Source organism: Endozoicomonas sp. ALC020, from assembly GCF_049275935.1.
GTDB lineage: Bacteria > Pseudomonadota > Gammaproteobacteria > Pseudomonadales > Endozoicomonadaceae > Endozoicomonas_A.
Window position 1 is genome coordinate 5,973,526 of record NZ_CP184830.1, and the last position, 23,179, is coordinate 5,996,704.

The 23,179-nt window shown below is 49.4% G+C and carries 18 protein-coding genes; 6 read left to right on the plus strand and 12 right to left on the minus strand.

Going from position 1 to position 23,179, the window contains the following annotated elements; all coding sequences use genetic code 11:
* The first annotated feature begins 415 nt into the window (after nt 1-415).
* The 3 genes from ACOJUO_RS21960 (at nt 416) to ACOJUO_RS21970 (ending at nt 4,307) form a co-directional block, all read left to right on the plus strand.
* On the plus strand, nt 416-835 hold the full coding sequence (locus ACOJUO_RS21960) for a hypothetical protein (RefSeq protein WP_422134037.1): 420 nt from the start codon (nt 416-418) through the stop codon (nt 833-835).
* Nucleotides 836-840: 5 nt separating this feature from the next.
* On the plus strand, nt 841-2,109 hold the full coding sequence (locus ACOJUO_RS21965) for a hypothetical protein (protein ID WP_422138160.1): 1,269 nt from the start codon (nt 841-843) through the stop codon (nt 2,107-2,109).
* Between the two features lie 470 nt (nt 2,110-2,579).
* Nucleotides 2,580-4,307, plus strand: coding sequence for a hypothetical protein (locus tag ACOJUO_RS21970; protein ID WP_422138161.1), 1,728 nt, complete (start codon nt 2,580-2,582; stop codon nt 4,305-4,307).
* Nucleotides 4,308-4,366: 59 nt separating this feature from the next.
* Here ACOJUO_RS21970 and cysG read toward each other — a convergent pair whose 3' ends face one another.
* Nucleotides 4,367-5,755: a siroheme synthase CysG gene (gene cysG, locus ACOJUO_RS21975; RefSeq protein ID WP_422138162.1), complete on the minus strand. Its 1,389-nt coding sequence runs from the start codon at nt 5,753-5,755 to the stop codon at nt 4,367-4,369.
* A 509-nt stretch (nt 5,756-6,264) separates the two neighbouring features.
* Here cysG and ACOJUO_RS21980 point away from each other — a divergent pair.
* Nucleotides 6,265-7,656 (plus strand): MATE family efflux transporter, encoded by a 1,392-nt coding sequence (locus ACOJUO_RS21980; RefSeq protein WP_422138163.1) that lies wholly within the window; start codon nt 6,265-6,267, stop codon nt 7,654-7,656.
* A 34-nt stretch (nt 7,657-7,690) separates the two neighbouring features.
* On the opposite strand, the gene serS is transcribed toward ACOJUO_RS21980, so the two are convergent.
* From serS to crcB, 9 genes are all read right to left on the minus strand, one after another.
* Nucleotides 7,691-8,974: a serine--tRNA ligase gene (gene serS / locus ACOJUO_RS21985; RefSeq protein WP_422138164.1), complete on the minus strand. Its 1,284-nt coding sequence runs from the start codon at nt 8,972-8,974 to the stop codon at nt 7,691-7,693.
* Between the two features lie 177 nt (nt 8,975-9,151).
* A complete protein-coding gene (locus tag ACOJUO_RS21990) occupies nt 9,152-10,666 on the minus strand; it encodes a hypothetical protein (protein ID WP_422138165.1) in 1,515 nt (504 codons plus the stop codon).
* A gap of 146 nt (nt 10,667-10,812) precedes the next feature.
* Complete coding sequence (locus ACOJUO_RS21995) at nt 10,813-12,360, minus strand: hypothetical protein (RefSeq protein ID WP_422138166.1); 1,548 nt, start codon at nt 12,358-12,360, stop codon at nt 10,813-10,815.
* A 143-nt stretch (nt 12,361-12,503) separates the two neighbouring features.
* On the minus strand, nt 12,504-13,553 hold the full coding sequence (locus ACOJUO_RS22000) for a hypothetical protein (protein ID WP_422138167.1): 1,050 nt from the start codon (nt 13,551-13,553) through the stop codon (nt 12,504-12,506).
* Between the two features lie 200 nt (nt 13,554-13,753).
* Nucleotides 13,754-14,917 carry a hypothetical protein gene (locus tag ACOJUO_RS22005; RefSeq protein WP_422138168.1) on the minus strand — a complete coding sequence of 388 codons (1,164 nt, stop codon included), beginning with the start codon at nt 14,915-14,917 and terminating at the stop codon, nt 13,754-13,756.
* Between the two features lie 68 nt (nt 14,918-14,985).
* Nucleotides 14,986-16,056 carry a hypothetical protein gene (locus ACOJUO_RS22010; RefSeq protein ID WP_422138169.1) on the minus strand — a complete coding sequence of 357 codons (1,071 nt, stop codon included), beginning with the start codon at nt 16,054-16,056 and terminating at the stop codon, nt 14,986-14,988.
* Nucleotides 16,057-16,209: 153 nt separating this feature from the next.
* Complete coding sequence (locus ACOJUO_RS22015) at nt 16,210-17,811, minus strand: hypothetical protein (RefSeq protein ID WP_422138170.1); 1,602 nt, start codon at nt 17,809-17,811, stop codon at nt 16,210-16,212.
* A gap of 191 nt (nt 17,812-18,002) precedes the next feature.
* A complete protein-coding gene (locus ACOJUO_RS22020; RefSeq protein WP_422138171.1) occupies nt 18,003-19,430 on the minus strand; it encodes a hypothetical protein in 1,428 nt (475 codons plus the stop codon).
* Nucleotides 19,431-19,542: 112 nt separating this feature from the next.
* Nucleotides 19,543-19,932, minus strand: a complete 390-nt coding sequence (gene crcB / locus ACOJUO_RS22025) for a fluoride efflux transporter CrcB (protein ID WP_422134050.1) — start codon at nt 19,930-19,932, stop codon at nt 19,543-19,545.
* A gap of 257 nt (nt 19,933-20,189) precedes the next feature.
* On the opposite strand from crcB, the gene ACOJUO_RS22030 reads away from it, so the two are divergent.
* Nucleotides 20,190-20,471: an addiction module antidote protein gene (locus ACOJUO_RS22030; protein WP_317146204.1), complete on the plus strand. Its 282-nt coding sequence runs from the start codon at nt 20,190-20,192 to the stop codon at nt 20,469-20,471.
* 260 nt (nt 20,472-20,731) lie between these two features.
* A complete protein-coding gene (locus tag ACOJUO_RS22035) occupies nt 20,732-21,439 on the plus strand; it encodes a class I SAM-dependent methyltransferase (RefSeq protein ID WP_422138172.1) in 708 nt (235 codons plus the stop codon).
* Nucleotides 21,440-21,442: 3 nt separating this feature from the next.
* Here the strand turns inward: ACOJUO_RS22035 and ACOJUO_RS22040 are convergent, their stop codons facing one another.
* Entirely contained in the window at nt 21,443-21,757 is a 315-nt protein-coding gene (locus ACOJUO_RS22040) for a hypothetical protein (protein WP_422134054.1), read from the minus strand.
* A 104-nt stretch (nt 21,758-21,861) separates the two neighbouring features.
* Nucleotides 21,862-23,139: a replication-associated recombination protein A gene (locus tag ACOJUO_RS22045; RefSeq protein ID WP_422140090.1), complete on the minus strand. Its 1,278-nt coding sequence runs from the start codon at nt 23,137-23,139 to the stop codon at nt 21,862-21,864.
* Nucleotides 23,140-23,179: the final 40 nt, after the last annotated feature.

Genomic DNA, 23,179 nt, shown 5'->3' on the forward strand with positions numbered 1-23,179 from the left:
GAGCTGATTCCTCGGTTAAAAGAGCATGCCCGCACCCTGTATATGAAAGGCTCAGGAATCAAGGCTAATACTCTGATTAGCAGCACTAAAGAGAGGATTGACAAAAAGATCCATCTATTTTCTTGCAACACCATCATCACATTAATGGATAAGTATAAACACAGCGTCTAGTCTTCCTAACGACTTTTCCAAGGAGTCCTGAAAATGATTAAGTTGCGGCACCATTCGGCCCTGTTCATCGCTCCTGTATTTCTGTTACTGCCCCTGAACCTTCAGGCTCAAAACACGACTCAACCTACAACCGCAGTTCATCCAACAACCACAGCTCAACCGACAGCAGCACTTCAACCGACAGCGGCAGCTGAATCGACAACCTCAGTTCATCCAACAACCACAGTTCAATTGACAACGGCAGTTGAACCGACAGCCTCAGTTCAAACGACAGCCGCAGTTCAACCGTTCGCCGCAGTTCAACCGTTCGCCGCAGTTCAATCGACAGCCGAAGTTCAATCGACAGCCGCAGTTCAATCGTCAGCCGCAGTTCAATCGTCAGCCGCAGTTCAATCGTCAGCCGCAGTTCAATCGTCAGCCGCAGTTCAATCGTCAGCTGGAGTTCAATCGACAGCTACAGCTCAATCGACAGCTACAGCTCAATCGACAGCTACAGCTCAATCGTCAACTGCAGCTCCTACTACTGCAACTCCCCCTCCAAGGGAATTATGTAGCTCTCTCAGAGGTCAAACGACTGGGGTTGAACAACGGCTTAAGCAGTACCCTGGTCTTGTTAGCGGACGACAGTGCGTTGTTCTCAGTGCCGACCCTGCAGATGATTTAAGTGAGTTGATTAAACGGATTCCTGATAACACCATTATCTTGCTTTCCTCCAAAACAACTTCTCCAACCGTTGCCCCCGTGACAGGTAAGCCCACTGTTGAATATCTTATCGCCAATGCAATAACTTTGAAGAACGGTCAGGACATCATCGGGGCTGCTGATGACGGTTATGAAATTGTTATCAAGCTTCATCCAGGTTTTGCAGACAGAAACATGATCGAGGTTGGAGTTGAATACAATGGCGGATTCAATTTTAGCGAAACAATAGACAATCATATAAAACACATAACTTTCCGGCCAACCGGAGCTAATCCCGATAATCCAATCTACTCTATTTTTCACACAAACTGTTATAACCGGACGCTGGCTATAGAAAACAACGTTTTATATCTCCCTACCTTTGCCGCAGTCAACATGAGATGCTCTACATCTCTGGATGCATCCGCCAATAATTTGCAAACGGGTCCAGGCTTGCGTTTCGCCAACAACGAGGTCATAGGTGAAACCATCCGCACAACACAGCACAGTATGATTCCCGAGGCAGCAATAATCATTAATCTTGGTAACATCACCAGACAGTCAAACAAACTCGAAATAATTGAGAACACAGTCCGGGGCAAAACCTCACAATTGGCTGAGATTCAGCTTGGGCCCGAAAACAGTATTGATATCTTCAGAAACACGGTTACCATTGATACTGAAGGCATAACGCGTTACGAAATTGCAACAGGATATGCGGGCCGACGAGGGGGATTCGCTCTTATAGGTGATCGGTTTGGCGGTAAAGTTTCTCGCTTTAAACTGGCTGGTAATTATATCTACGTCACAACGAAAAATATAAACATCTCTTACAGCATTGGACTGGCCCTGGCCTGTAACGACTTTCTGGGAACGGCTCTGTGGAACCAATACAGCGAATTTCGTCCAGTGATAGCAGTTGACCCCATACCGCTCGGAACTGAGTGCCAAAGATCCGTGAGTTCAACCGCCGGCATGGCAACGACCAGTAGACCGACACTCAACCAGATCGTGAATACCTGGACTCCCATCAATTATTCCACAGCTTCTGTTCTGACCGGGCTGACCAATATCCAGGGTCAGCTCTACTTTGACAATGCAGCAAACTGCCCGACACTTGCTACCCCTGCTGTTATTGACACCACATCAGCGGGTTTAGACGACTCTGATTTTGTGACCACTTCAACTGCAGGTTTAACCGCCGCGACGACTGCTTTGGGTGTTATAACCACTCTGGCTGTATTGTTGAATCTATAGTCTTATGCAACCAGGCCCTGACATAAATGTACCCTGCGTTTATTCTGATTCCCGTGCTTTCAGGTACTATGGGTGGTCCCGGCCCGGGAATCCGTACATCATCTCGGGAGATAGACATTCCCGTCGAGGGCAAAACGAGTGATATGAAATAGCTCTGGAGTCAGGGCTGGCTGTCCGGGCAAGAGCACTGAAGAGAGGGTAGTAAGAAAAATCCAACTGTTTTTCCTGAAACATCTTAACCATATTAATGGATAAGTATAAATGCGGAGTCTAGGCTTCCTATCTAGGAGCCTGACCGAGAATAGCGCCCGTAGCGAGGACGGCAGAAAATTGAGGATGAAAATTCGGTTTTGTGAGGAGAATAGCGAGCTATTTGACGAACAAAAGCGGATTTTCAGACCAATTTGCTGCCGCCGCAGTAGGGCAGTCTATTCTCGGTCAGGCTCCTAGGCTTATCGGGAGTCCTTAACATGACCAAGCTACAGTATTATTCAACCTGCTTAATCGCTCTTGTACTCCTGTCACAGGCTCTGATTCTGCAGGCACAGAACACAACTCAATCACCCAGTGTAACCCCTTCTGCTCCCCCCCTCCTTCCGACTGAATTGTGCGAACGTCTTTCAGGGGTTGATGCAGTAGTGAACCTTTATAGCGACCTTGTTTACAATCGACAGTGTATTGTTCTCAAAGCTGACCCGACAGAGAATTTAAACAAGCTGATCGAACGGATTCCCGAGAACACTGTTATTTTGCTCTCCTCCGAAACCGTAAAGACCCCAACCACTGTCCCAACCACTGCCAATGTCACCACCAGCTCTTCGATGAATATGACCTCTTCCTCAATGGTTCAGTCAAATAGCACCACAGCGATGCCGCCTCCGTCAACGACCTCGGCGCCTGGTAAAATTACCGCTAAATACTTTATTGACGGTGAAATTCGTTTGAAAGACGGTCAGGACATTCTTGGACCTGCCGAGGTCGATCATGAAATCGTTATCGAGAATCGGCCAGGATTTACAGGCAGTAGTATGATCAGGATTGGAGCCCCTGATAACTTCCTCTTCGAAGAAAGAAGAAAAAGTAATATACGACACATTACTTTCCGGCCAACCTGGGAGAATAACCTCCCCAAAATTGACTCCATTGTTTTTGCAGAGTGTTATAACCGCAGACTGATATTAGAAAAAAACGTATTCCATCTTCCTGTTCGGGCAGCAGTTAACCTGGATTGCAAGTTACCTTTGAATTTATCCGCCACTTATTGGTATCGAGGTCCAGGTCTACAGTTTGCCAATAACACGGTCATTGGAAAAAAATACACCGGGCTTCACAACGGCATTCTTTCCAATCTTATTCCCGATCAGGGAATATTAATCAATCTTCCCGCCATCAAGTACCAGTCCAGGTTATTGACTGTGACTGGGAACACATTCCAGGGCGATATGGCAGAGGCGGGAGAGTTCAGACTGGGCCCCAGAATCTCCATGGATGTGTTCAAAAACAATGTTAATATTTCCAATGAGGGTATCACACGACTCGACCCTCTTCGCAAGGGAGGGTTTGTACTTGTTGGTACCGCAGATAAGGAAACAAAGTTTCCTCTTTTTTACCTGATTGGTAATCAGATCAAAACAACACAGACCGCTCTGACCGTCAGTGGACTGCTTGCTCTGAATTTGGTTTGTAACCACCTTCAGGCAGTCAAACCATGGTGGCAACCTCTGGAACGCTTCAGCCTGAAAGCAGCACACATAACACTGGATGACGTGGGAAAACAAAAACTGTGCGAAAAAGTTGTAAGTTCACCCAGTGTCTGGCCAATTCCCACTCAAACAACCGTGAATATCTGGACCGCCATGAATGGTTCCACAGCCACTGCCTGCGCCGGGCTGGTCAACCTCGAAGGTGAGCTCTTCTTTGTTTCAGAGGTCTGCCAGCCAGTCAGTCCGCCCTCTGACCCAGCTGCAGGTTTCGCAGCCTTCTTCAATGCCGTCAATATGAGTTCGGCAGCGGCCTCCAACTTATCAAACACAGTTACGACCACAGCACTCCCAACTTCATCAAATACAAATATGACCGTCGTACCCACTGCATCAAGCACAAATATGACAGTCCTGCCCACTTCATCAGCAGGTAAAGCCGCAGTGACGACTGCTCTGGGTGTCATGGCCACTCTGGCCATATTGTCGAACTTATAACCTGATGCATTCCCGCGCAAAGGGCGGGAATGCAGTGGGTGGGGGATGTATTGTTTGAACTAAGAAGTTTGAGGATTAAACCACTTAAGCTTGTCGTGGAGCTGCACCACATCGCCAACAATTATCAGAGTGGGTGCCTTTACAGCATTCCCTTCAACAATACTGCAGATCGTCTCCAGAGTTCCGGTGAATACCCTTTGTTTCTGGGTGGTTCCCTTCTCAATCAAAGCAATGGGTGTGTCTGAACTGCGCCCGTGTTTGTGTAACTCTTCACAGATTCGTGGCAGCCCCATCAGACCCATGTAGAAAACCAGAGTCTGGGAAGTGTCAACCATTTCTTGCCAGTTCAGGTTGTAGCTGTCGTCTTTAAGATGACCGGTTACAAACCTTACAGACTGAGCATGATCTCTGTGCGTCAGGGGAATGCCCGCATAACTGGCACAGCCGGACGCCGCCGTAACACCCGGCACCACCTGAAAAGGAATATTCTCTTCAGCCAGAGAGTCAATCTCTTCACCTCCCCGACCAAAAATAAATGGATCTCCTCCTTTTAGACGCAACACCCGCTTACCTTCTTTTGCCAGATCCACCAGTAGCTGATTAATTTCTTCCTGGGGGCGGGTGTGTCGATCGCGCTTCTTGCCTACGTAAATGTAATCCGCATCCCGACGACAGAGTGACAATACCTGTTCTGAAACCAGTCGGTCATGCAACACGACATCAGCCTGCTGCATCAACCTCAGCGCTTTGAATGTCAGCAGGTCCGGGTCGCCTGGCCCACCACCCACCAGATACACTTCCCCGGTTGTCACCGCTTCGGAGCTGGCCAGCTCTTCTGCCATTAAACGTTGGGCTGCTTCAACATCACCGGAAATGGCTTTTTCCGCAGCGCTCCCGGTTAACACGCGCTCCCAGAAATATCTGCGATCATTAATATGGCTGAATTTCCGGGACACTTCTGCACGAAACTGCCCCGCCATTTCGGCCAGACGGCCATAGCCCGCCGGCAAGATGGATTCCAATCGCTGTCGCAGCATTCGCGCTAAAACAGGTGCTTTTCCTCCCGTTGAGAAAGCCACCATAACCGGTGAGCGATCCACAATAGAAGGCATTACGGCATTACCGGATTGAGCGTCATCGACCACATTGACAAACAGATTTTGCAGCTTTGCCTGCCGGGCCACTTCCGAGTTCACTTCAGGGTCATCGGTCGCCGCAATCACAAGACAAACGCCGTTCAAGTCAGAAAGCTCAAAGGCTTTCTGCCGGAACTGATGATCTCCGGCATTGATCAATGTCATCAGGTCCGGGTGAATTTCGGGCGCTACCAGCTGAATCATCGCACCCGCATCAGACAGTAATCTGGCTTTGCGCAAGGCAATGTCCCCCCCCCCAACGAGAAGACAGGGACGATCACGAACTTCGAGGAATAATGGCAAATAATCCACTCGGACGACTCTCTTTCAGTTATCATTATTGTATCCGGGAAACGGTTTTTTCAGCGGCTTAACCTGATACTGAACCTGTTCCTCTCATTGTCTGGCATTATACCAGTGAATGCTTATCCTTTAATAAGAATAAATTTGATCCTTATACCCTCTTTTAAAGCCTTAAAATCCAATGCCTGGTTGTCTCACTTCAGAGTTCGGTATTTCCCAGCAGATGAGCGATACTTTAGTTCATATAATCTACGCCGAATAATTCAAGACTGAATCTAGAACAGTCTAAGTACTCAGCCATACGGAATCGAATATTTCTGGCTTATTGGGCAGGTGCTCTGCAAGGCGCAACGACGGGAACATAGCAAGCTATGTGACCAGAGTTGCAACGCATCACGACTGCATGGATGCAGGAGCTAGAGCAACGCAGGAGCAGTTGCCGCGAGCGCCTGAACAATAAGTCAGAAAATATGATTTCGTAGGGTTGAGTACTTAATACCCTTTTTATCAGGAACTGCATGAATACATCCGCTTCACTAAGTTTTAGTGCGGACAGGGAGTTTTTTCATAAACTCTGGCGCCTCGCCCTGCCTGTTTCCCTGCAATCCATGATGTTTTCCCTGCTCGGACTCATCGATATTCTGATGGTCGGTCAGCTGGGTGAGACGGCCGTTGCGGCGGTGGGTCTGGGAAACCGAATCTTTTTCTTTAACCTGATTCTGACTGCCTCTCTGGGTAGTGGTATGAGTATTCTGGCCTCACAGTTTATAGGCTCAGGCGATCCTGCGGGCTTGCGAAGAACGCTGGTGCAATCGCTGCTGACCTCAGTACTCATCACAATACCTATCGTGGCCTTTTACATGCTGCTGCCTGATGTCGTGATCGGGCTTTCAACCCGCGACCCTGAGCTAACCCGACTGGCTATTGAATACCTCCTGATTACCGCCCCTTCGATTATCTGTGCGGCAATTGTCGTACCTTTGGAAGCCGCGATGAGAGCATCTGGCGATGCCAGAACACCCACCCTCATTGGCTTTTATGCCATTCTGGTGAATGTATTCCTGAATTACGTGCTGATTTTTGGGCACTTTGGATTCCCGGAACTGGGCGTTGCCGGATCGGCCTGGGGAACAACCCTGTCCAGACTCTTCCAGACAGTCCTTCTGCTCTGGTACATCAAACAATTCAGAAGCTACCTGATTCCCGAAAAACAGGATTTAGAGTTGGGCCTGAAAACGAAAGAGCTGATTCGCTATTTCAAAGTCAGTGTTCCCATCGTGCTCCAGGACGGTTCCTGGGCTTTTGGTCTGATTATATACAGCGTCATCTATGCCGGTATTGGTGTCAATGAGCTTGCAGTCATGTCAGCGATCTCCTCTATCGAGGCCATCCTGATTTCACTGTTTCTCGGATTCGGTGTGGGCGGCTCTATTATTCTGGGTCAGGAACTGGGAGCCTGCCGTTTTGAGAGAGCCTGGCGACAGGGTTGGATGATGCTGATCATGTCACCCTTTATTGCGCTATTTATTGGTACTCTGCTGATCGTTTTCCGGACGGATGTAGTCACCCTGTTCGGAAACTTTGAAGGCCCTACCATGACTATGGCCGAGGAGGCAATGATCGTAGCCAGTGTGGGCTTATGTATCCGGGTTATCAACCTGATGGGAATTCTTGGTCTGCTGAGAAGTGGCGGCGATGTCAAAGCCACCGCTATCATCAGCACCTTTGCCATGTGGGGGATTGGCATCCCCATGGCCTGGCTCGCAGCGCACTGGGGACTGCCGCTGTACCTGGTGTTTATTTTCAGCCTGTTTGAAGAGCTGTTTAAGGCTATGATGGTGTTGTTCAGGGTATTCTCACGACGGTGGTTGAAGAACCTGGTCTCGGAGCCTGTGACCCAGAGCACCTGAAGGTGCTCTGGTTTCAGAACTATCTGTTTCAGAGCTATCTGCCCAGCACAGTAACACCACCCATATAAGGCTGAAGCACTTCCGGGATAGTAATGGAGCCGTCTTCATTCTGATAATTTTCCAGAACAGCCACCAGCGTTCTGCCCACTGCCAGACCCGAACCATTGAGAGTATGCAGCAATTCCGGCTTGCCGGTTTCAGGATTACGGAAACGGGCCAGCATACGGCGGGCCTGGAAATCCAGACAGTTACTGACAGAAGAAATCTCACGGTACTTGCCCTGACCCGGCAACCAGACTTCCAGATCGTAAGTTTTGGCGGCACCAAAGCCAAGATCACCGCCGCAGAGCGCGACTACGCGATAAGGCAGTCCCAGTTTCTGCAGAATAGCCTCAGCATGACCGGTCATGGCTTCCAGCGCCTCGAACGACTTTTCCGGATGCACTACCTGAACCATTTCCACTTTCTCAAACTGATGCTGGCGGATCAGGCCACGGGTATCACGACCATGGCTGCCTGCTTCGCTGCGAAAACAGCAAGAGTGTGCCGTCAGTTTCAGTGGCAGTTCAGTGGCATCCAGAATGCTTTCGCGCACGACGTTAGTCAGGGTCACTTCGGAGGTTGGAATCAGGTAGAAAGGTTTCTCAGCTTCAGCGCATTCGGTCTTGAACAGATCTTCACTGAACTTTGGCAGCTGTCCAGTCCCCAGCAGAGCGGTATCATGAACCAGAGCCGGTGTATTGACCTCTTCATAACCATGTTCCTGAACCTGAACATCCAGCATAAACTGAGCCAGGGCACGATGCAGTCGGGCAATGCCACCACGCATCAGTGTAAAACGTGCACCAGACAGTTTGGTGCCGGTTTCAAAGTCCAGACCCAGGGGCTCACCCAGATCAACGTGATCCTTAATGTCAAACTGGAAATCAGTCGGGGTCCCCCAGCGACGCACTTCAACATTGTCTTCTTCATCAGCTCCTTCCGGTACTGATTCATGGGGCAGATTGGGAACCCCCAGTAACAAGTCATTCAGTTCTACCTGCAGGGCTGACAGTTCATGCTCGGACTCTTTCACCTCCGCAGAGAGCTGGTCCATACGAGCCTTGAGTTCGGAGATATCACCGCCCCGGGATTTAATCTTGCCGAACTCCTTCGACCCGGATTTACGTTCGCTTTGAAGCTGTTCGGTGCGAATCTGCAGGGACTTGCGACGCTCTTCCAAAGCGTTTAGTCGCTCTACATCCAGCTCGAAATGCTTTTTACGAAGCAAGGCAGCCACTTCATCGAGGTGGCTGCGAACGTATTTGGGATCCAGCATGTGAATTCCGTAACCTTATGTCTTGAACAATTCTGAGGGTCCTGAACCAGGACGAGCGCAGAGATCCTGAGCAGATCTCCGTGAAACATCAATAATAAGGAAAGTCTGTAAATTCACAAGGGGCAGGTTCTTTAATTGCGGAAATTGTTTATTGGGGAGTCTTTTTAATGGTGCCATTCAGCTCCAGGTCGCCTTGCGACACTGAACCTCAGAAGTCCTTGGGGTACGCCAGCTGGAACAGCCACTTGCTCTTTGTTGACTTGAAGAACTACTGGAGGGTGAATGTGTGGTCGCCCTCCCCTGCTGATGGCTAGTTCCGCTGCAGGTGGCTGTTCGGGCCCTTTCATCCGCCTCTTCCTGCATCATCTCCATCTCCATCTCCATCTCCATCTCCCGGCGTCTTTTCTCTTCTTTTGTCAAGAGATACCTGCGTTCCTTCAAATAGTCGTATAGCTTTATCAGCGATATCTGCATGCTGAGATTAATATCCACGTTACAGGAATAGGGATCCAGAGCCCCGGACCTGATCAGTACTTTCTCCGTAACCCTTCTATCAAAGCCTTCCATAATCTCTCCGATCTTTTTCCTGTCTCTCCTGTCAGGCTTCCGGTCCCTTCCTTCCTGATCTTCCAGCTCAAGTGCCTTGCCTAACTTTCTTTGCAACTCCTCCGCCTGTTCAATCTCCCATGTCCATTGCTCTCTTTGTGATAGCCTCTGGCCATGAGCAATGACTATACCCATCACGCCGGTTAAAAAACCTCCGAGCAAGGCGCCTGAAAGGAACAGTACTTTATAATTGAGACCATCGAGATTATAACCACTTCGGGGGTGGTAGGTGACCGGCTTTTTACCCTCCAGAACTCTGCCAACCTGCTGGTACCATTCAGTGCCATAACCTTCACGACCAGCGGCTTCCATAAACAGGGTGGAGAGATCTTTTTGATACTGACGACGGTCACTGTCTGTATGCCAGAGGGTGGGATGGTTGTTAAACAGTTCAGTCAAAGAGGAAACGTAAAGAACAAAGGCCGGGTCTCCGGCAATCTCCGGGTCCTGTTTTTGCTCATCGACCCTGTAGCTGAGATGACGAAGCGCCTTGCCACGGAGAAAAAGCTCCTGCATTTCTACCAGAATGAAACCAAGCTGCCGGGATAACTCTTTCGGGGAAAGCGGGTTGGACGGAAATTCTCTGAAACTGTTCTGCACTGCCTCTTCAATCAGGCTCGCCATTGAGTCCGTTCGGTCTTCAGCCGAGACCCCCTGAAGCAACACAGGTCGCGTTCGATACCAACGGGCAACATCCGGGGATTCTTCCATGCCAGGTGCTTTGTTGAGCAGAAGGTGAAACATAGGGTGGTCCGGATTGTCGCTAGCGGTGACTTTCGAAATAGTATGCCGGACAGCCTGCTGGACGAGTCTGGTCAGAAACTGCTGTCGGTTTTCTGTCTGACTGCCTGGGAAAAAGCGGTCCTGCGCCTCCTGATCCTGCTCATAGACTCGCCGAACCGAAACCATGATGGCTTTTAACAGCTTCTCATTTTCTTCGGCAAACACGTAATCAAAATAGAGACTATTCAGGTTATCCCGAACATTCCTGGCGGCTTTCTGCTCGGGTGACTCAGCACTGCCCCAACAGGAAGCCACCAGCAGCAAGCTGAGAAACACAAACAATAATTCTCGAAGAAAAAACATCTGACCTCCCTGTCAAACGGCAAATTTAGAAAGTATAGGACAAGCAACTGTGGTTGCTGCGGAATAAAAACAATGAATCCATGGCCAGAACCTTTAATGGCGGAAATTGTTTACTGAAATAAATCAGCTGACAAAGCTTTAAATAATCAATCCCAGCTAGCCTCCAGACCCTGAACTGAAAGAGTGGTCGGTGTATCCCAGCTGGAAAAGCCAAAACCACCATCGTTGTCTGAAGAATCCCAACTGAAGCCGGAATTGGATAGGGTATTGCGCTTATTTTGTTGATGGGTTGTTGCAGTGTAGGCGGCTGCTCTGGCTCTTTCAGCCGCTTCTTGCCGCTGCTGTTCATGACGTATTTTATCTTCTCTTGTCAGGATATATTCTTCTTGTCTCAAATGGCTATAAAGATCTGCCAGCGACCACTGCATATAGAGATCATCCAGATCCATGTCACAGAAATGGGGATCCAGAACCCCGGCTCTGATCATGACTTTTTCCCAAATCTTTCGATCAAAGCCTTCGATGATATCTCTTACCTTCTTCCTGTCCCTTCTGTTAGGTGTCCAGTCCCTTCCTTTCGGATCCTTCCGCCAGGGCTTGTTGAGTGCTCTGCCCAGCTTCTTTCGCAGCTTTTCCTCTTGCCGCCACTTGCGTTCCATTTTATATTCATCGACCATCAAAAAGGCCATTATGCTGATCATGCTGATGACCATGCCGCCTGCCGAAGCGATCACCCCAATTTTAAACCAGCGTTCACAGTTATTGTCATCCTGATGGCTTTGCCTGATCGGCTTTTTACTGACCAGCTTTTTACTGACCCGTTTTTCACCATCCAGAATTCTGCGAACCTGCTGATACCACCCAAGACCATAATCCTGACGGTCAGCCGCTTCCATAAACAGGGCAGAGAGGTTTTCCTGATAGTCACGACGTTTGCTGTCTTTATGCCAGAGGGTGGGATGATTATTAAAGTCTTCAGTCAGGATGGTCAGGTAAATGTTAAATGCAGGGTCTCTGGCAATCCGTGGGTTCTGTTTTTGCTTTTCAACCTTAAAACTGAGTGAACGAAGCGCCTTGCCCCGGAGAAAAAGCTCCTGCATTTCCAGCAGAATAAAACCGAGTTGCCGGGCTAACTGCTCCGGGGAAAGCGGGTTGGCGGGAAATTCTCTGAAGCTGTTCTGCACAGCCTCCTCAATCAGACTCTCCATGGAGTCCAGACGATCTTCAGCCATCACCCCCTGAAGCATGACCGGATAGGTTTGAGACCAGTGAACGACATCCTGAGATTCCTTCATGTCGGGAGCATTGCTGAATGCCTGCAGGAGATGAAACATGGGACGGTCCGGGTCACTGTCGTCCAATTTATCGTTAACTTTCGCAATAGTGTGGCGGGCAGCCTGCTGGACGAGTCTGGTAAGAAACTGCTGTCGAGCTTCTTTCTGATTGTCTGGAACCAGTTGGTCTTGTGGCCACTGATTCGGCTTATAAAGGTCATAGATTTGCCGGACAGATACCATCATGGCTTTTAACAGCCCCTCATTTTCTTTGGCAAAGACATAATCAAAATAGAGATTGCCAAGATTCTTCTGGGCATTCCTCTCAGCTTTCTGCTCGATTGACTCAACACTGCTCCAGCTGGAAGCCACTGCTATCAGACTGAGAAACAAAAACAGAAAACCACGAAAAAGAAGCATCCAACACCCCTGTGTCCTGACAAATTAAGGAAGCATAGAACAAGGTAATGGCAGCTGCAGAGAAAAAACCAATGAATTCAGGGCAGAACGTTTAATTGTGGAAATTGTTCAGCGAAACGGGGGCTCTGGCTAATGTTTACAGCCTATCCTCTTTTAGCTCTTCTTCGCGGAGGTTCCGGTTCACATATTTCTTTCACTATTGATACCACCGTGAAGATGACCACCAAGGAAAACGGAATCATGATCACAGGTTTGATCCAATGTTCCCAATCATTGTCAGCCCCGAAAGGCTCTTCAATGACCGGTTTTTCTCCATCCAGAACCCTGCGAATCTGCTGGTACCACTCAATACCATAATCTTCATGATCAGCAGCTTTCATAAACAGGGCGGAGAGGTCTCCCTGATACTGACGCCATTTGCTCCCCCCGCTCTCTGTATGCCAGAGGGTGTCATGGCTGTTAAACCGTTCAGTCAAAAAGGAAAGAAAAAAAGCAAATGAAGGATCACTGGCAATCTCCGGTATCCGTTTGAAGCGGTTTACCCTGTGGCTAAGAGAACGGAGCGCCTTACCACGGAGAAAAAGCTCCTGCATTTCCACCACTATAAAACCCAGTTGCCGGGCTAACTGTTCCCGGGAAACCGGGTTAGACGGGAATTCTCTGAAACTGTTCTGCACAGCCTCCTGAATCAGGCTCTCCGTAGAGTCCATACGATCTTCAGCGACGACCCCCTGAAGCAACACAGGCCGGGTTCGATACCAATGAACGACATCCCCGGATTCCTCCATGGCAGGAGCATTACTGAATGCCTGCAGGAGATGGAACATGCAACAGTCCGGGTGACTGTCAACCACCTTTTCGCTACCAATGACTTTCGAAGTAGTATGCCGGATAGCCTGCTGGATGAGGTTGGTGAGAAGTTGCTGTCGGGCTTCTGTCCGATTCTCTGTTGCAGAGTGACCTTCCGACCAAAGATCCTGATAATAGTAGTCATAGACTTGCCGCACTGAAACCATGATGGCTTCTAACAGCCTTTTATTTTCTTCGGCAAAGACGAAACTAAAATAGAGGCCGTTGACACTGAGCCGGGCATTCCTGTGAGCTTTCTGCTCGGGTGACTCAACACTGCTCCAACAGGAAGCCACCAGCATAAGATTAAAAAACAGAAACCATAAACTACGAAAAAGAAGCATCTGCCCCCCTATTTCCTGAAAAATTTACAAAGCATAGGACAATCAACTAGTGGATGCTGAAAAAGTCATTAAAAAATAAACCCCAACAACTCGTTTCCACGCTGGAGCATGGGAACGAGTCAAAAAATCCCAACTGAAGCTGGTAAATTAGGTTGAGCGCTCTGCCTGATGTCCTTTGCAGCCTATCCTCAAACAGCTACTCATACCCTTGGTACAAACATTTCATATACATGTGCAGTTCTCAAAAGATGAGCCACCGCGTTGATCATCAGCATGCTAAAAATAGCAATCAGCTCAAGTCTGATCTTTCGATCCAGTAAATCGCTGATCATGTTCACATAGTCTTTCCTGACTGGCTCTTTATTGACTGGCTCTTTATTGACCGGCTTATTATTGACCGGCTTATTATTGAATAGCTTTCCACTATCCAGAATTCTGCGAACCAGCTTGTAAAACTCCAAACCATAATTTTCATGATTAGCGGCTTGCGAAAACAGGACGGAGAGGCCTCCCTGAAACTTAAGCCATTTGCTCCCCAGGCTCTTTGTATGCCAGAGGGTGTCATTGCTGTTAAACAGCTCAGTCAAAAAGGAAAGATAAAGAGTGAATGCAGGATCATTGGCAATCTCCGGGTTCTGTTTTTGCTGCTCTATCTTGTAGCTGAGAGACCGGAGCGCCCTGCCACGGAGAAAAAGCTCCTGCATTTCCAGCAGAATATAGCCGAGTTGCCAGGCTAACTGTACCCGGGTAAGTGGCTCATAATAGAATGCCCTCTTCACCACAAATCTTGGTAATAACTGTTCCCAGGTAAGTGGGTGAGACGGGAATTCTCTGAAACTGTTCTTTACCGCCTCCTGAATCAGGTTCTCCATGGAGTCCGTACGATCTTCAGCCAGAATCCCCTGAAGCAACACCGGCTGATTTTGATACCAATCAATAACATCCCGGGATTCCTCCAGAGCAGGAATACTATTGAATACCTGCAGAAAATGAAGCGAGGGACTGCAAGGGCGACTGTCATCCATACCATTGTCACCGGTGACTTTTGCAATAGTATGACGGATGGCCTCCTGAACAAGACTGGTAAGCAGCCGCTGCCGATCTTCTTTCTGACTGTCTGGAGTAAAATGACTTTCCAGCGACTGATACTGCTCATCGCGGTCATAGACTTTCCGTGCAGAAACCATGATGGTTTCTAGCAGCATCTTATTTTCTCCGGCAAAGACGTAACCAAAATAGAGATTGCTTATGTCGTACTGGACATCTATGAGAGCTTTCCGCCCGACTGACTCAACACTGCCCCGACAGGAAGCCACCAGCATCAGACTGAAAAGCAGAGACCATAAACCACGAAAAAGAAGCACCCGCCCCCCTATGCCCTGACAAATTCAGAAAGCATAGGACAATCGACTAGTGGGTGCAGACAAAATCATTAGAATTGCCCTTGGTGAAGGCGTATACGGTACGCAAAATCTTCCACAATAACGATCATCAGCCAATCAACCACAAGCCAAAGGGTAAATTTCTCCCTTGGGCCCACTTCAATGCAGTACAGGTAGTATTTGATGTCATTCCAGTACGAGTAGTATTTCCTGGCCGGCTTTTCATGGAGCAGCTTTTCACCATCCAGAATTCTGCGAACCCGCTGGTACCGCTCAATACCATAATTTTCATGATGAGCGGCTTTCATAAACAGGGCGTAGAGGTCTTCCTGATACTGACGCCATTTGCTCCCCAGGCTCTTTCTATGCCAGAGGGCTTCATGGCTGTTAAAAAGTTCAGTCAAAAAGGAAAGATAAAGAATAAATGCAGGATCACCGGCAATCTTCGGGTTCTGTTTTTGCTGCTCTATCTCGTAGCTGAGAGACCGGAGCGCCCTGCCACGGAGAAAAAGCTCCTGCATTTCCAGCAGAATAAAACCGAGTTGCCGGGCTAACTGTTCCCGGGAAAATGGGTTGGACGGAAATTCTCTGAAACTGTTCTGTACCGCCTCCTGAATCAGGCTCTCCATGGAGTCCCTGCGATCTTCAGCCAGCACCCCCTGAAGCAACACCGGCTGGTTTCGATACCAATGAATAACATCCCGGGATTCCTCCATGGCAGGAGAACCACTGAATGCCTGCAGGAGATGAAACATGGAACGGTTCCGGTAACTGTCATCTATATCATCGTTACCCGTGATTTTCGCAATAGTATGGCGGGTAGCCTGCTGGACAAGTCTGGTGAGCAGCTGCTGCCGGTGTTCTGTCTGATTGTCCGGAGCAAAATGACTTTCCGGCCACTGATACAGCTGATAGCGGTCATAAACTTTCCGTACTGAAACCATAATGGCTTCTAACAGCCTGTTATTTTCTTCGGCAAAGACGTGACCGAAATAAAGACTGTTGATGTCGTACTGGACATCTATGAGAGCTGTCTGCTCGAGTGATTCAACACTGCCCCAACAGGAAGTCACCAGCATCAGATTCAAAATCACAGACCATAAACCGCAGAAAATAAACATCCGCCTCCCCAATGTCCTGATAAATCCAGGAAGCATAGGACAATCCACTGACAGGTGCTGAAAACTCATTAATGGTTCAGGTTCAGACGTTCCCGGCAGGAAAATGAGAGCACTGCCGGGCCTCCAAACATGGAATCAGGTACATTAATGACTTCAATTCCACCCTGCATCCCGTCCCTGAACCTCAGTAGCAGTGGCAGTACCAAAGCTAACATAACCACTGTCGTCATCGCTGCTTAGAAAATTATAAGTGAAGCTCGATGAAGACTCCGACCCGTTTTGTTGCGAGGTTGTTTCAGCGTATGAGGACGTCCAGGCTCTTTCATTAGCCTGTTCCTGCTCTTTTCTGCGGCGTTCTTTATATTCTTCCTGCTCCCTTTGTCGGCGAATTTCATCTTTTTCTGTCCAGATATAGCGTTCTTTCCTTAAATACCTGTAGAGCTCTGTCAGCGATATCTGCATGTAGATATCAGCTATATCCATATTACAGAAAAGGGGATTCAGAACCCCAGCCTGGATCAGTACATTTTTTATGATCTTTTCTTCAAAGCCTTCCGCAGCTTCTTTGACTTCCTTCCTGTCAGTTTCGTTGGGTTTCCAGTCCCTTCCCTGCGGATCTTCCCGCCCAGGTTTGTTGAGTGTTTTGCCCAATTTCCTTTGCAGATTCTCCTCCTGCCGCCGCTCCTGCCTGCCCTGCTCAGCTTCATGTTCAGACATTCCCAGACAGATCATGGTGGTGACAAATGCGCCAAACATAACACTCATCCCAAGCACCACTCTAAAGGGAGTGAGTTCAAACCAGCCTTCCCACTCATCATCATCATCCCGGTAGTAATGCCTGTGCGGTTTCTGAGCGGGCGTTGGTCGGGTAACAGGCACTGGCTTTTCACCATCGAGAATCCTGCGAATCTGCTGGTACCATTCATTGCCATAACCTTCACGATCAGCGGCTTTCATAAACAGGGCGGAGAGGTCTTCCTGATAATGACGACGTTTGCTGTCGGTATGCCAGAGAGTAGGATGCTTGTTAAAGGCTTCCGTCAGCAGGGACAGGTAAATGGTAAATGCAGGGTCTCTGGCAATCTGCGGGTTCTTTTTTTGCTTGTCTACCTTGTAACTGAGTAAACGAAGCGCCTTGCCCCGAAGAAACAGCTCCTGCATTTCAACCAGGATAAAACCGAGTTGCCGGGCTAACTGTTCCCGGGTAAGCGGGTCAGACGGGAATTCTTTAAAACTGTTCTGCACAGCCTCCTGAATCAGGCTCTCCATGGAGTCCATACGATCTTCAGCCAGAACCCCCTTAAGCATCACCGGCCTGGTCTGGAACCAATGAGCAACATCCAGGGATTCCTGCATGGATGGCGCATTGCTCAGTGCCTGCAGAATATGAAACATGGGAAGATAACTGTCTTCCGTGTCATCGTTACCATTGATTTTCGCAATAGCATGGCGGGTGGCCTGTTGAACCAGCTCGGTGAGTAGCTGCTGTCGGGCTTCTGTCTGATAGCCAGATGCAGTCTGACCTTCCAGCCTCTTATCCAACTCATCGCGGTCATAGATTCGCCGCACTGAAACCATGATGGCTTTTAACAGCCTCTCATTTTCTTCTGCAAAGACGTAATCGAAATAGAGTCTGTTAATATTGTCCCGGGCATTCCTGGCAGCTTTCTCCCCGGGTGAATCAACAGTGCCCCAACAGGAAGCTACCAGCATCAGACTGAAAAACACGGACCACAAACCGCGAAAAAAAAACATCTGCCACCCCTGCGCCCTGACAAATTCAGAAAGCATAGGACAACCATCTTGCAGGTTCTGAAAAAATTATTGGCTCAGGCTGCGTTCGGTTTAAAGAGCGGCCGGATACCCTGATAACCCAGACTGGCTCCCGGCAGGCAGACAGGAACAATGTCGGGCACATAGACGTAGAATCAAACAGATACATGACTTCAGTCCCAGACCGCATCCCGACTCTGAACTTGTTCAGTAGAGGGTGTACCAAAGCTGCCATAACCACCAGAGCTGCCATAACCACTGCCGCCATTACCGCTGCCTGGAGGACTGAAAATGGAGCCAAATTCCTCCCCTAACCCGTCTTGATGATGAGTTGATTGAGTGGCTTGTCTTTTAGCCTCTTCCTCCTGTCTTCTCAGGCGTCTTTCCTCTTCTACTGCCCAGATATCGCCTTCTTCCCACGAATAGCTGTATAGCCTTGGCTGTGGAGACTGCATGAAACTGACCTGCTTCCCTTCAGCGCTGTTAGGTCTCAAGTTCCTTCCCTGGGGACCTTTCCGCCCGGGTTTGTCGATGCCCGATTCTGTGTCATATTCGAAGGAGATCGCCATGTAAACCGCAGCGCAGGTCAACACGCCAAGCATAGCCCCCATCCCAAGCGCTGCTTTTAACACAGTGGGTTGATACCAGGCTTCTCCTTTACTTTCATGCCGATTGTGATCGCTGACCGTGTTCTGACCGGGCGGCGGTGGTGGTGTAACAGGCACCATCTTTTCAACAGCCAGAATCCTGCGGATCTGCTGGTACCACTCATGACCATAATCTTCACGATCTGTGGCTTTCATAAACAGCGCGGAGAGATTTTCCTGATACTCACGACGTTTGCTGTCTGTATGCCAGAGGGTGGGATGGCTGTTAAAGGTTTTAGTCAGCAGGGACAGGTAAATGCTAAATGCCGGGTCTCTGGCAATCTTCGGGTTCTGCTTTTGCCGATCTACCTTGTGGCTTAGAGAACGAAGCACCTTGCCACGCAGGAAACGCTCCTGCATTTCCAGAAGAATAAAACCGATTTGCTGAGCTAATTGCTCCCGGGAAAGCTGGTTGGACGGGAACTCTCTGAAACTGTTTTGCACAGCCTCCTGAATCAGGCTCTCCATGGAATCCATGCGATCTTCAGCCAGAACCCCCTGAAGCAGTAAGGGCCGGGTGTGGAACCAGTGAGCAACATCCTGGGATTCCCGCATGGATGGCGCATTGCTGACTGCCTGCAGGAGATGAAACATGGAACGATCACTGCCATCCAGCTCCTCGTCACCATTGATTTTTGCGATAGTATGCCGGGTTGCCTGCTGGACCAGCCCGGTGAGAAGCTGCTGTCGGGCTTCGGTCTGATTGCCTGTTGCAGAGTGGCCTTCCAGCCAATGATCCAGCTCATAGTGGTCATAGAGTCGCCTTACAGAAACCATGATGGCTTTTAACAGCTTCTCGTTTTCTTCTGCAAAGACGTAGTCAAAATAGAGTCTGTTGAGATTTTCCCGGGCGTACCTGAGCGCTTTCTGCTCAGGTGAATCAACACTGCCCCAACAGGAAGCAACCAACACAAGACTGACAAAAACGGAACTAATTATTCGAAAAAGATACATCCTATACCTCCTTTTCTTTAAAGAATATTTTCCTTAACAAACCCCGGAAGCATAGGACAATCTACTGGCAGGTGCAGAAATAGCGATAAACGGTTGAGCCTGTATCCAGGTTCTAAAGCGCCCAGCGGACCCCCTGATAACCCAGCCAGGTTCCCAGCAGGCAAACAAGAACACTGCCAAGCCCATAGGCCAGGGCAGTCAGAAGCTGATCGGATTGAAGCAATCTCATCAGATCCAGAGAGAAGGTTGAGAAAGTGGTCAGTGCGCCCAGAAAACCGGTCATCACAAAGACCTTCCAGGTGGGTGATAACATGGCTTTTTCTGTCAGCAGGTACCAGCAAACTCCCATGATAACTGATCCCACCAGGTTAACCGTCAGCGTCGGAAAATGATGCAGATGAGGATTACGGGTCAGCACAAACAGCTCATAGACAAATGCTCTGAGAAGGGCTCCCAGTGCACCACCCGCAGCGACGGCTATCCAGTGTGTAGCTTGCATCATAATTCCTGTTTGTTTTCTGGTCACAGTTCTGCCCGTAGCCCCTTTTGCTACGTCAGGCGTGACCAGACTAATAGTGTTTGATCTGTGCCAAGATAACACGGGCTCCCTGGCATTGGCAGTGGGACAAACAAGTCAGCCGACTGGACAGATATCTCTGACCTGCTTCAATTGAACTGCCAGAACGGTTCACCAAAAAAGCAGCCAAAAGCGGGATATTCTCAAAGCCCACACATTGATAGAACAAATGAGGAATGACGATGGCACTGAAACTTGAACCTTTTAACCCTGTGGAAATGCTGGAAACCGATGATGAGATTGCACACTTTCTGGCTGAGGCTTATCTGGACGACGACCCCGCTGTTTTCGTACTCGCTCTGGGTGACGTGGTTAAGAAAAAAGGGGTCGCTCAATTGGCCAGGCAAACCGGGCTGAGCCGGGAGAGCCTTTACAAAACCTTCAATGGCAGGGTGCAGCCCCGTTGGGATACGGTTCACCGCCTGCTGAAATCACTGGGTGTTAAGCTCACTGTTGCAGCTTGAATCGCCAACGCGGTTCTTATGTGCTCTATATGATCGATGTCATCGACGACCATGAGCTTCAAGGTTGATCTCGACCAGCGCCTGATGCTCTGATTTGCAGCGGAAGTGCGCCTTATTCCATGTTTTCCAGATTCCGCGAGCTCCCAGGCATTGGCAGTGGGACAAACAGGTCAGCCGACTGGACAGATATCTCTGACCTGCTTCAATAACAGTGGTCTCCCGTCTTTCATTCCATCATCAGAGTACACCCCGGTAAGCCGATGAAACATCGTTCAGAAGTCGATATTTTTAATGAACAATGGCAGTGCTACCGCTGGCTGGTCGATAACAATGTCATGGGGCACCAGCAGCTGATGCGTCTTGCTACCCGTAAACTCATGCAGCACTACGGCGATCAAAAAGTAAATCTGCTTGATCTTGGCTGTGGCGATGCGTCACTGGCAGCAGAGATGACCAGAGAGCTATCGCTAACCTCTTACACGGCAGTCGATCTTGCTGAATCTGTTTTAGCCATGGCCAAAGAAAACATGCAAAAACCCGGTGTTGATTCACAGTTCTTTCTCAGTAATATTTTCGAACCCCTGCCAGGCAGAGGCTCCTACAACCTGATCTTCAGCAGTTTCGCCATTCATCATGGCTCCCTGTCGGAAAAACAGGCGCTTTTCTCGGAACTCAGGAACAAGGCAGACCCCAACAGCCTGTTTGTGATGATTGATGCCATCAGGCTTGATCAACAGAGTCGGGATCAATACATCGAAAAAGTTGGCCAGTACTTCAAAAGTATTTCGGAACTTCAGGGCGACTGGCAGAACCTTGTTCTGGATCACGTCAGCCAGTTCGACTTCCCGGAAAGTATTGCGCAGCTTTGTGAAATAGGTGAGCAGGCTCGCTGGCAGCTGCTGGATCACCAGATAGTGAAAGAGCTGCCGGAGTATCCGGCAGCGATCATGGTTTTTCAGGCGATTTGAGTATTATCTGTAAACCGGTAGCGTCCCACTGAACCTGTCACTGCAGAAAGAAACAGACCCTGTGGTGATTTTACATTGGCGGTGAATACCCTTATCCGGAACAATAGCCGACCCGCTGTATTTTTGTTCACAACCAGAAACCCTTCCCTGAATGATTTCGCACTGACGGTAGGCACCATTATTTTCAATCACCGCTGCACCGGTATACTTGCCACCACATTGGCTGATCTGACCATGACTGATTGAGCAGGTGCGATATTCACCGGCAAGGGTTATGCCTGACATCAGCAGGCTGGACAGGAATATCCAGAACTTCATTTTAAATACCCGGGGAAACTTTGCGCTTGCAGATTAACTTCATCATGATTGAGGTTCATCGGGGCCCATGGCTATCTTTCAGTTGTCACGAGAACCAGTATGGATCAGTCTTCCTGACGTCGGCGAACAGGACTCTGCTGATCCCATTGCGCCAGTTTCTCAAGCTTCTCGCGAATCTTGATTTCCAGCCCACGATCATTAGGCTGGTAGTACTTTCGGGCCTCCATATTCTCTGGAAAATAGCATTCACCGGCTGCATAGGCATTGGGCTCGTCATGAGCATAGCGGTATTCAGAACCGTAGCCCAGGGATCCCATCAGCTGGGTGGGAGCATTTCTGAGATGGTGCGGAACGTCAAAGGAAGGGTTTCCTTTGACATCGGCCATCGCCGCCTTCCAGGCCAGATAGACGGCGTTACTCTTGGGCGCACAGGCACAATAAACCGTGGCATGGGCCAGAGCCAGCAACCCTTCCGGACTGCCCAGCCGCTCATAAGCCTGCCAAGCATTCATGGTCATCTCCAGCGCTCTTGGATCGGCATTGCCAATGTCTTCACTGGCAATCGCTACCAGTCTGCGAATGATACAGAGTGGATCAGCGCCACCATCCACCATTCTGGCAGCCCAGTAAAGTGCGGCATCGGGATCAGAACCTCTTACGGATTTATGAAAGGCTGATATCTGATCGTAAAATGCATCACCGCCCTTGTCGAAACGTCGGCCACTGTCGGCGAGAATCTCGGTCACCGTTGCCGCTTTAATCCGGCCATCCTCACTGAGATCTGCCGCTACTTCCAGAGTATTCAGAACCCGTCTGGCATCGCCATCGCCATAACGCACCAGAATATCTTCGGCTTCAGGCTCCAGCGAAACAGGACTGCCCTTAAAACCCCGTTCGTCAGACAGAGCCTGATGGAGCACTTCTCTGAGGGCATCGTCCGTCAGCGGTTTTAATACATAAACCCGGGCCCTGGAGAGCAAGGCGTTGTTCAACTCAAAGGAAGGATTCTCGGTAGTAGCACCGATAAATGTGATAGTGCCATCTTCAATATGGGGCAGAAAAGCGTCCTGCTGGGACTTGTTAAAACGATGCACCTCATCCACAAACAAAATGGTTTTGCGCTGACGGGTCATCTGCTCGTCCCGAGCTCTGGCGACCGCAACCCGAATGTCTTTGACACCAGAGAGTACCGCAGACAGTGTTTCAAAGTGGGCATCACAGACACCGGCAACCAACCGGGCCAGGGTTGTTTTCCCAACCCCTGGTGGCCCCCAGAAAATCATGGAGTGAATGGCACCCTGCTGCAAAGCTTCACGCAAAGGTTTGCCCCTGGCCAGAATATGCTCCTGTCCCAGGTACTCATCCAGATTGCGGGGCCTCATGCGCGCGGCAAGGGGCTCATATCGGGATGACTCGTCGTCA

Coding starts and splice junctions, on each gene's coding strand:
- ACOJUO_RS21970 (WP_422138161.1), top strand. CDS start 2,580: ATGACCAAGCTACAGTATTATTCAACCTGCTTAATCGCTCTTGTACTC.
- ACOJUO_RS21980 (WP_422138163.1), top strand. CDS start 6,265: ATGAATACATCCGCTTCACTAAGTTTTAGTGCGGACAGGGAGTTTTTT.
- serS (WP_422138164.1), bottom strand. CDS start 8,974: ATGCTGGATCCCAAATACGTTCGCAGCCACCTCGATGAAGTGGCTGCC.
- ACOJUO_RS21990 (WP_422138165.1), bottom strand. CDS start 10,666: ATGTTTTTTCTTCGAGAATTATTGTTTGTGTTTCTCAGCTTGCTGCTG.
- ACOJUO_RS21995 (WP_422138166.1), bottom strand. CDS start 12,360: ATGCTTCTTTTTCGTGGTTTTCTGTTTTTGTTTCTCAGTCTGATAGCA.
- ACOJUO_RS22000 (WP_422138167.1), bottom strand. CDS start 13,553: ATGCTTCTTTTTCGTAGTTTATGGTTTCTGTTTTTTAATCTTATGCTG.
- ACOJUO_RS22010 (WP_422138169.1), bottom strand. CDS start 16,056: ATGTTTATTTTCTGCGGTTTATGGTCTGTGATTTTGAATCTGATGCTG.
- ACOJUO_RS22015 (WP_422138170.1), bottom strand. CDS start 17,811: ATGTTTTTTTTTCGCGGTTTGTGGTCCGTGTTTTTCAGTCTGATGCTG.
- ACOJUO_RS22020 (WP_422138171.1), bottom strand. CDS start 19,430: ATGTATCTTTTTCGAATAATTAGTTCCGTTTTTGTCAGTCTTGTGTTG.
- crcB (WP_422134050.1), bottom strand. CDS start 19,932: ATGATGCAAGCTACACACTGGATAGCCGTCGCTGCGGGTGGTGCACTG.
- ACOJUO_RS22030 (WP_317146204.1), top strand. CDS start 20,190: ATGGCACTGAAACTTGAACCTTTTAACCCTGTGGAAATGCTGGAAACC.
- ACOJUO_RS22035 (WP_422138172.1), top strand. CDS start 20,732: ATGAAACATCGTTCAGAAGTCGATATTTTTAATGAACAATGGCAGTGC.
- ACOJUO_RS22040 (WP_422134054.1), bottom strand. CDS start 21,757: ATGAAGTTCTGGATATTCCTGTCCAGCCTGCTGATGTCAGGCATAACC.
- ACOJUO_RS22045 (WP_422140090.1), bottom strand. CDS start 23,139: ATGAGGCCCCGCAATCTGGATGAGTACCTGGGACAGGAGCATATTCTG.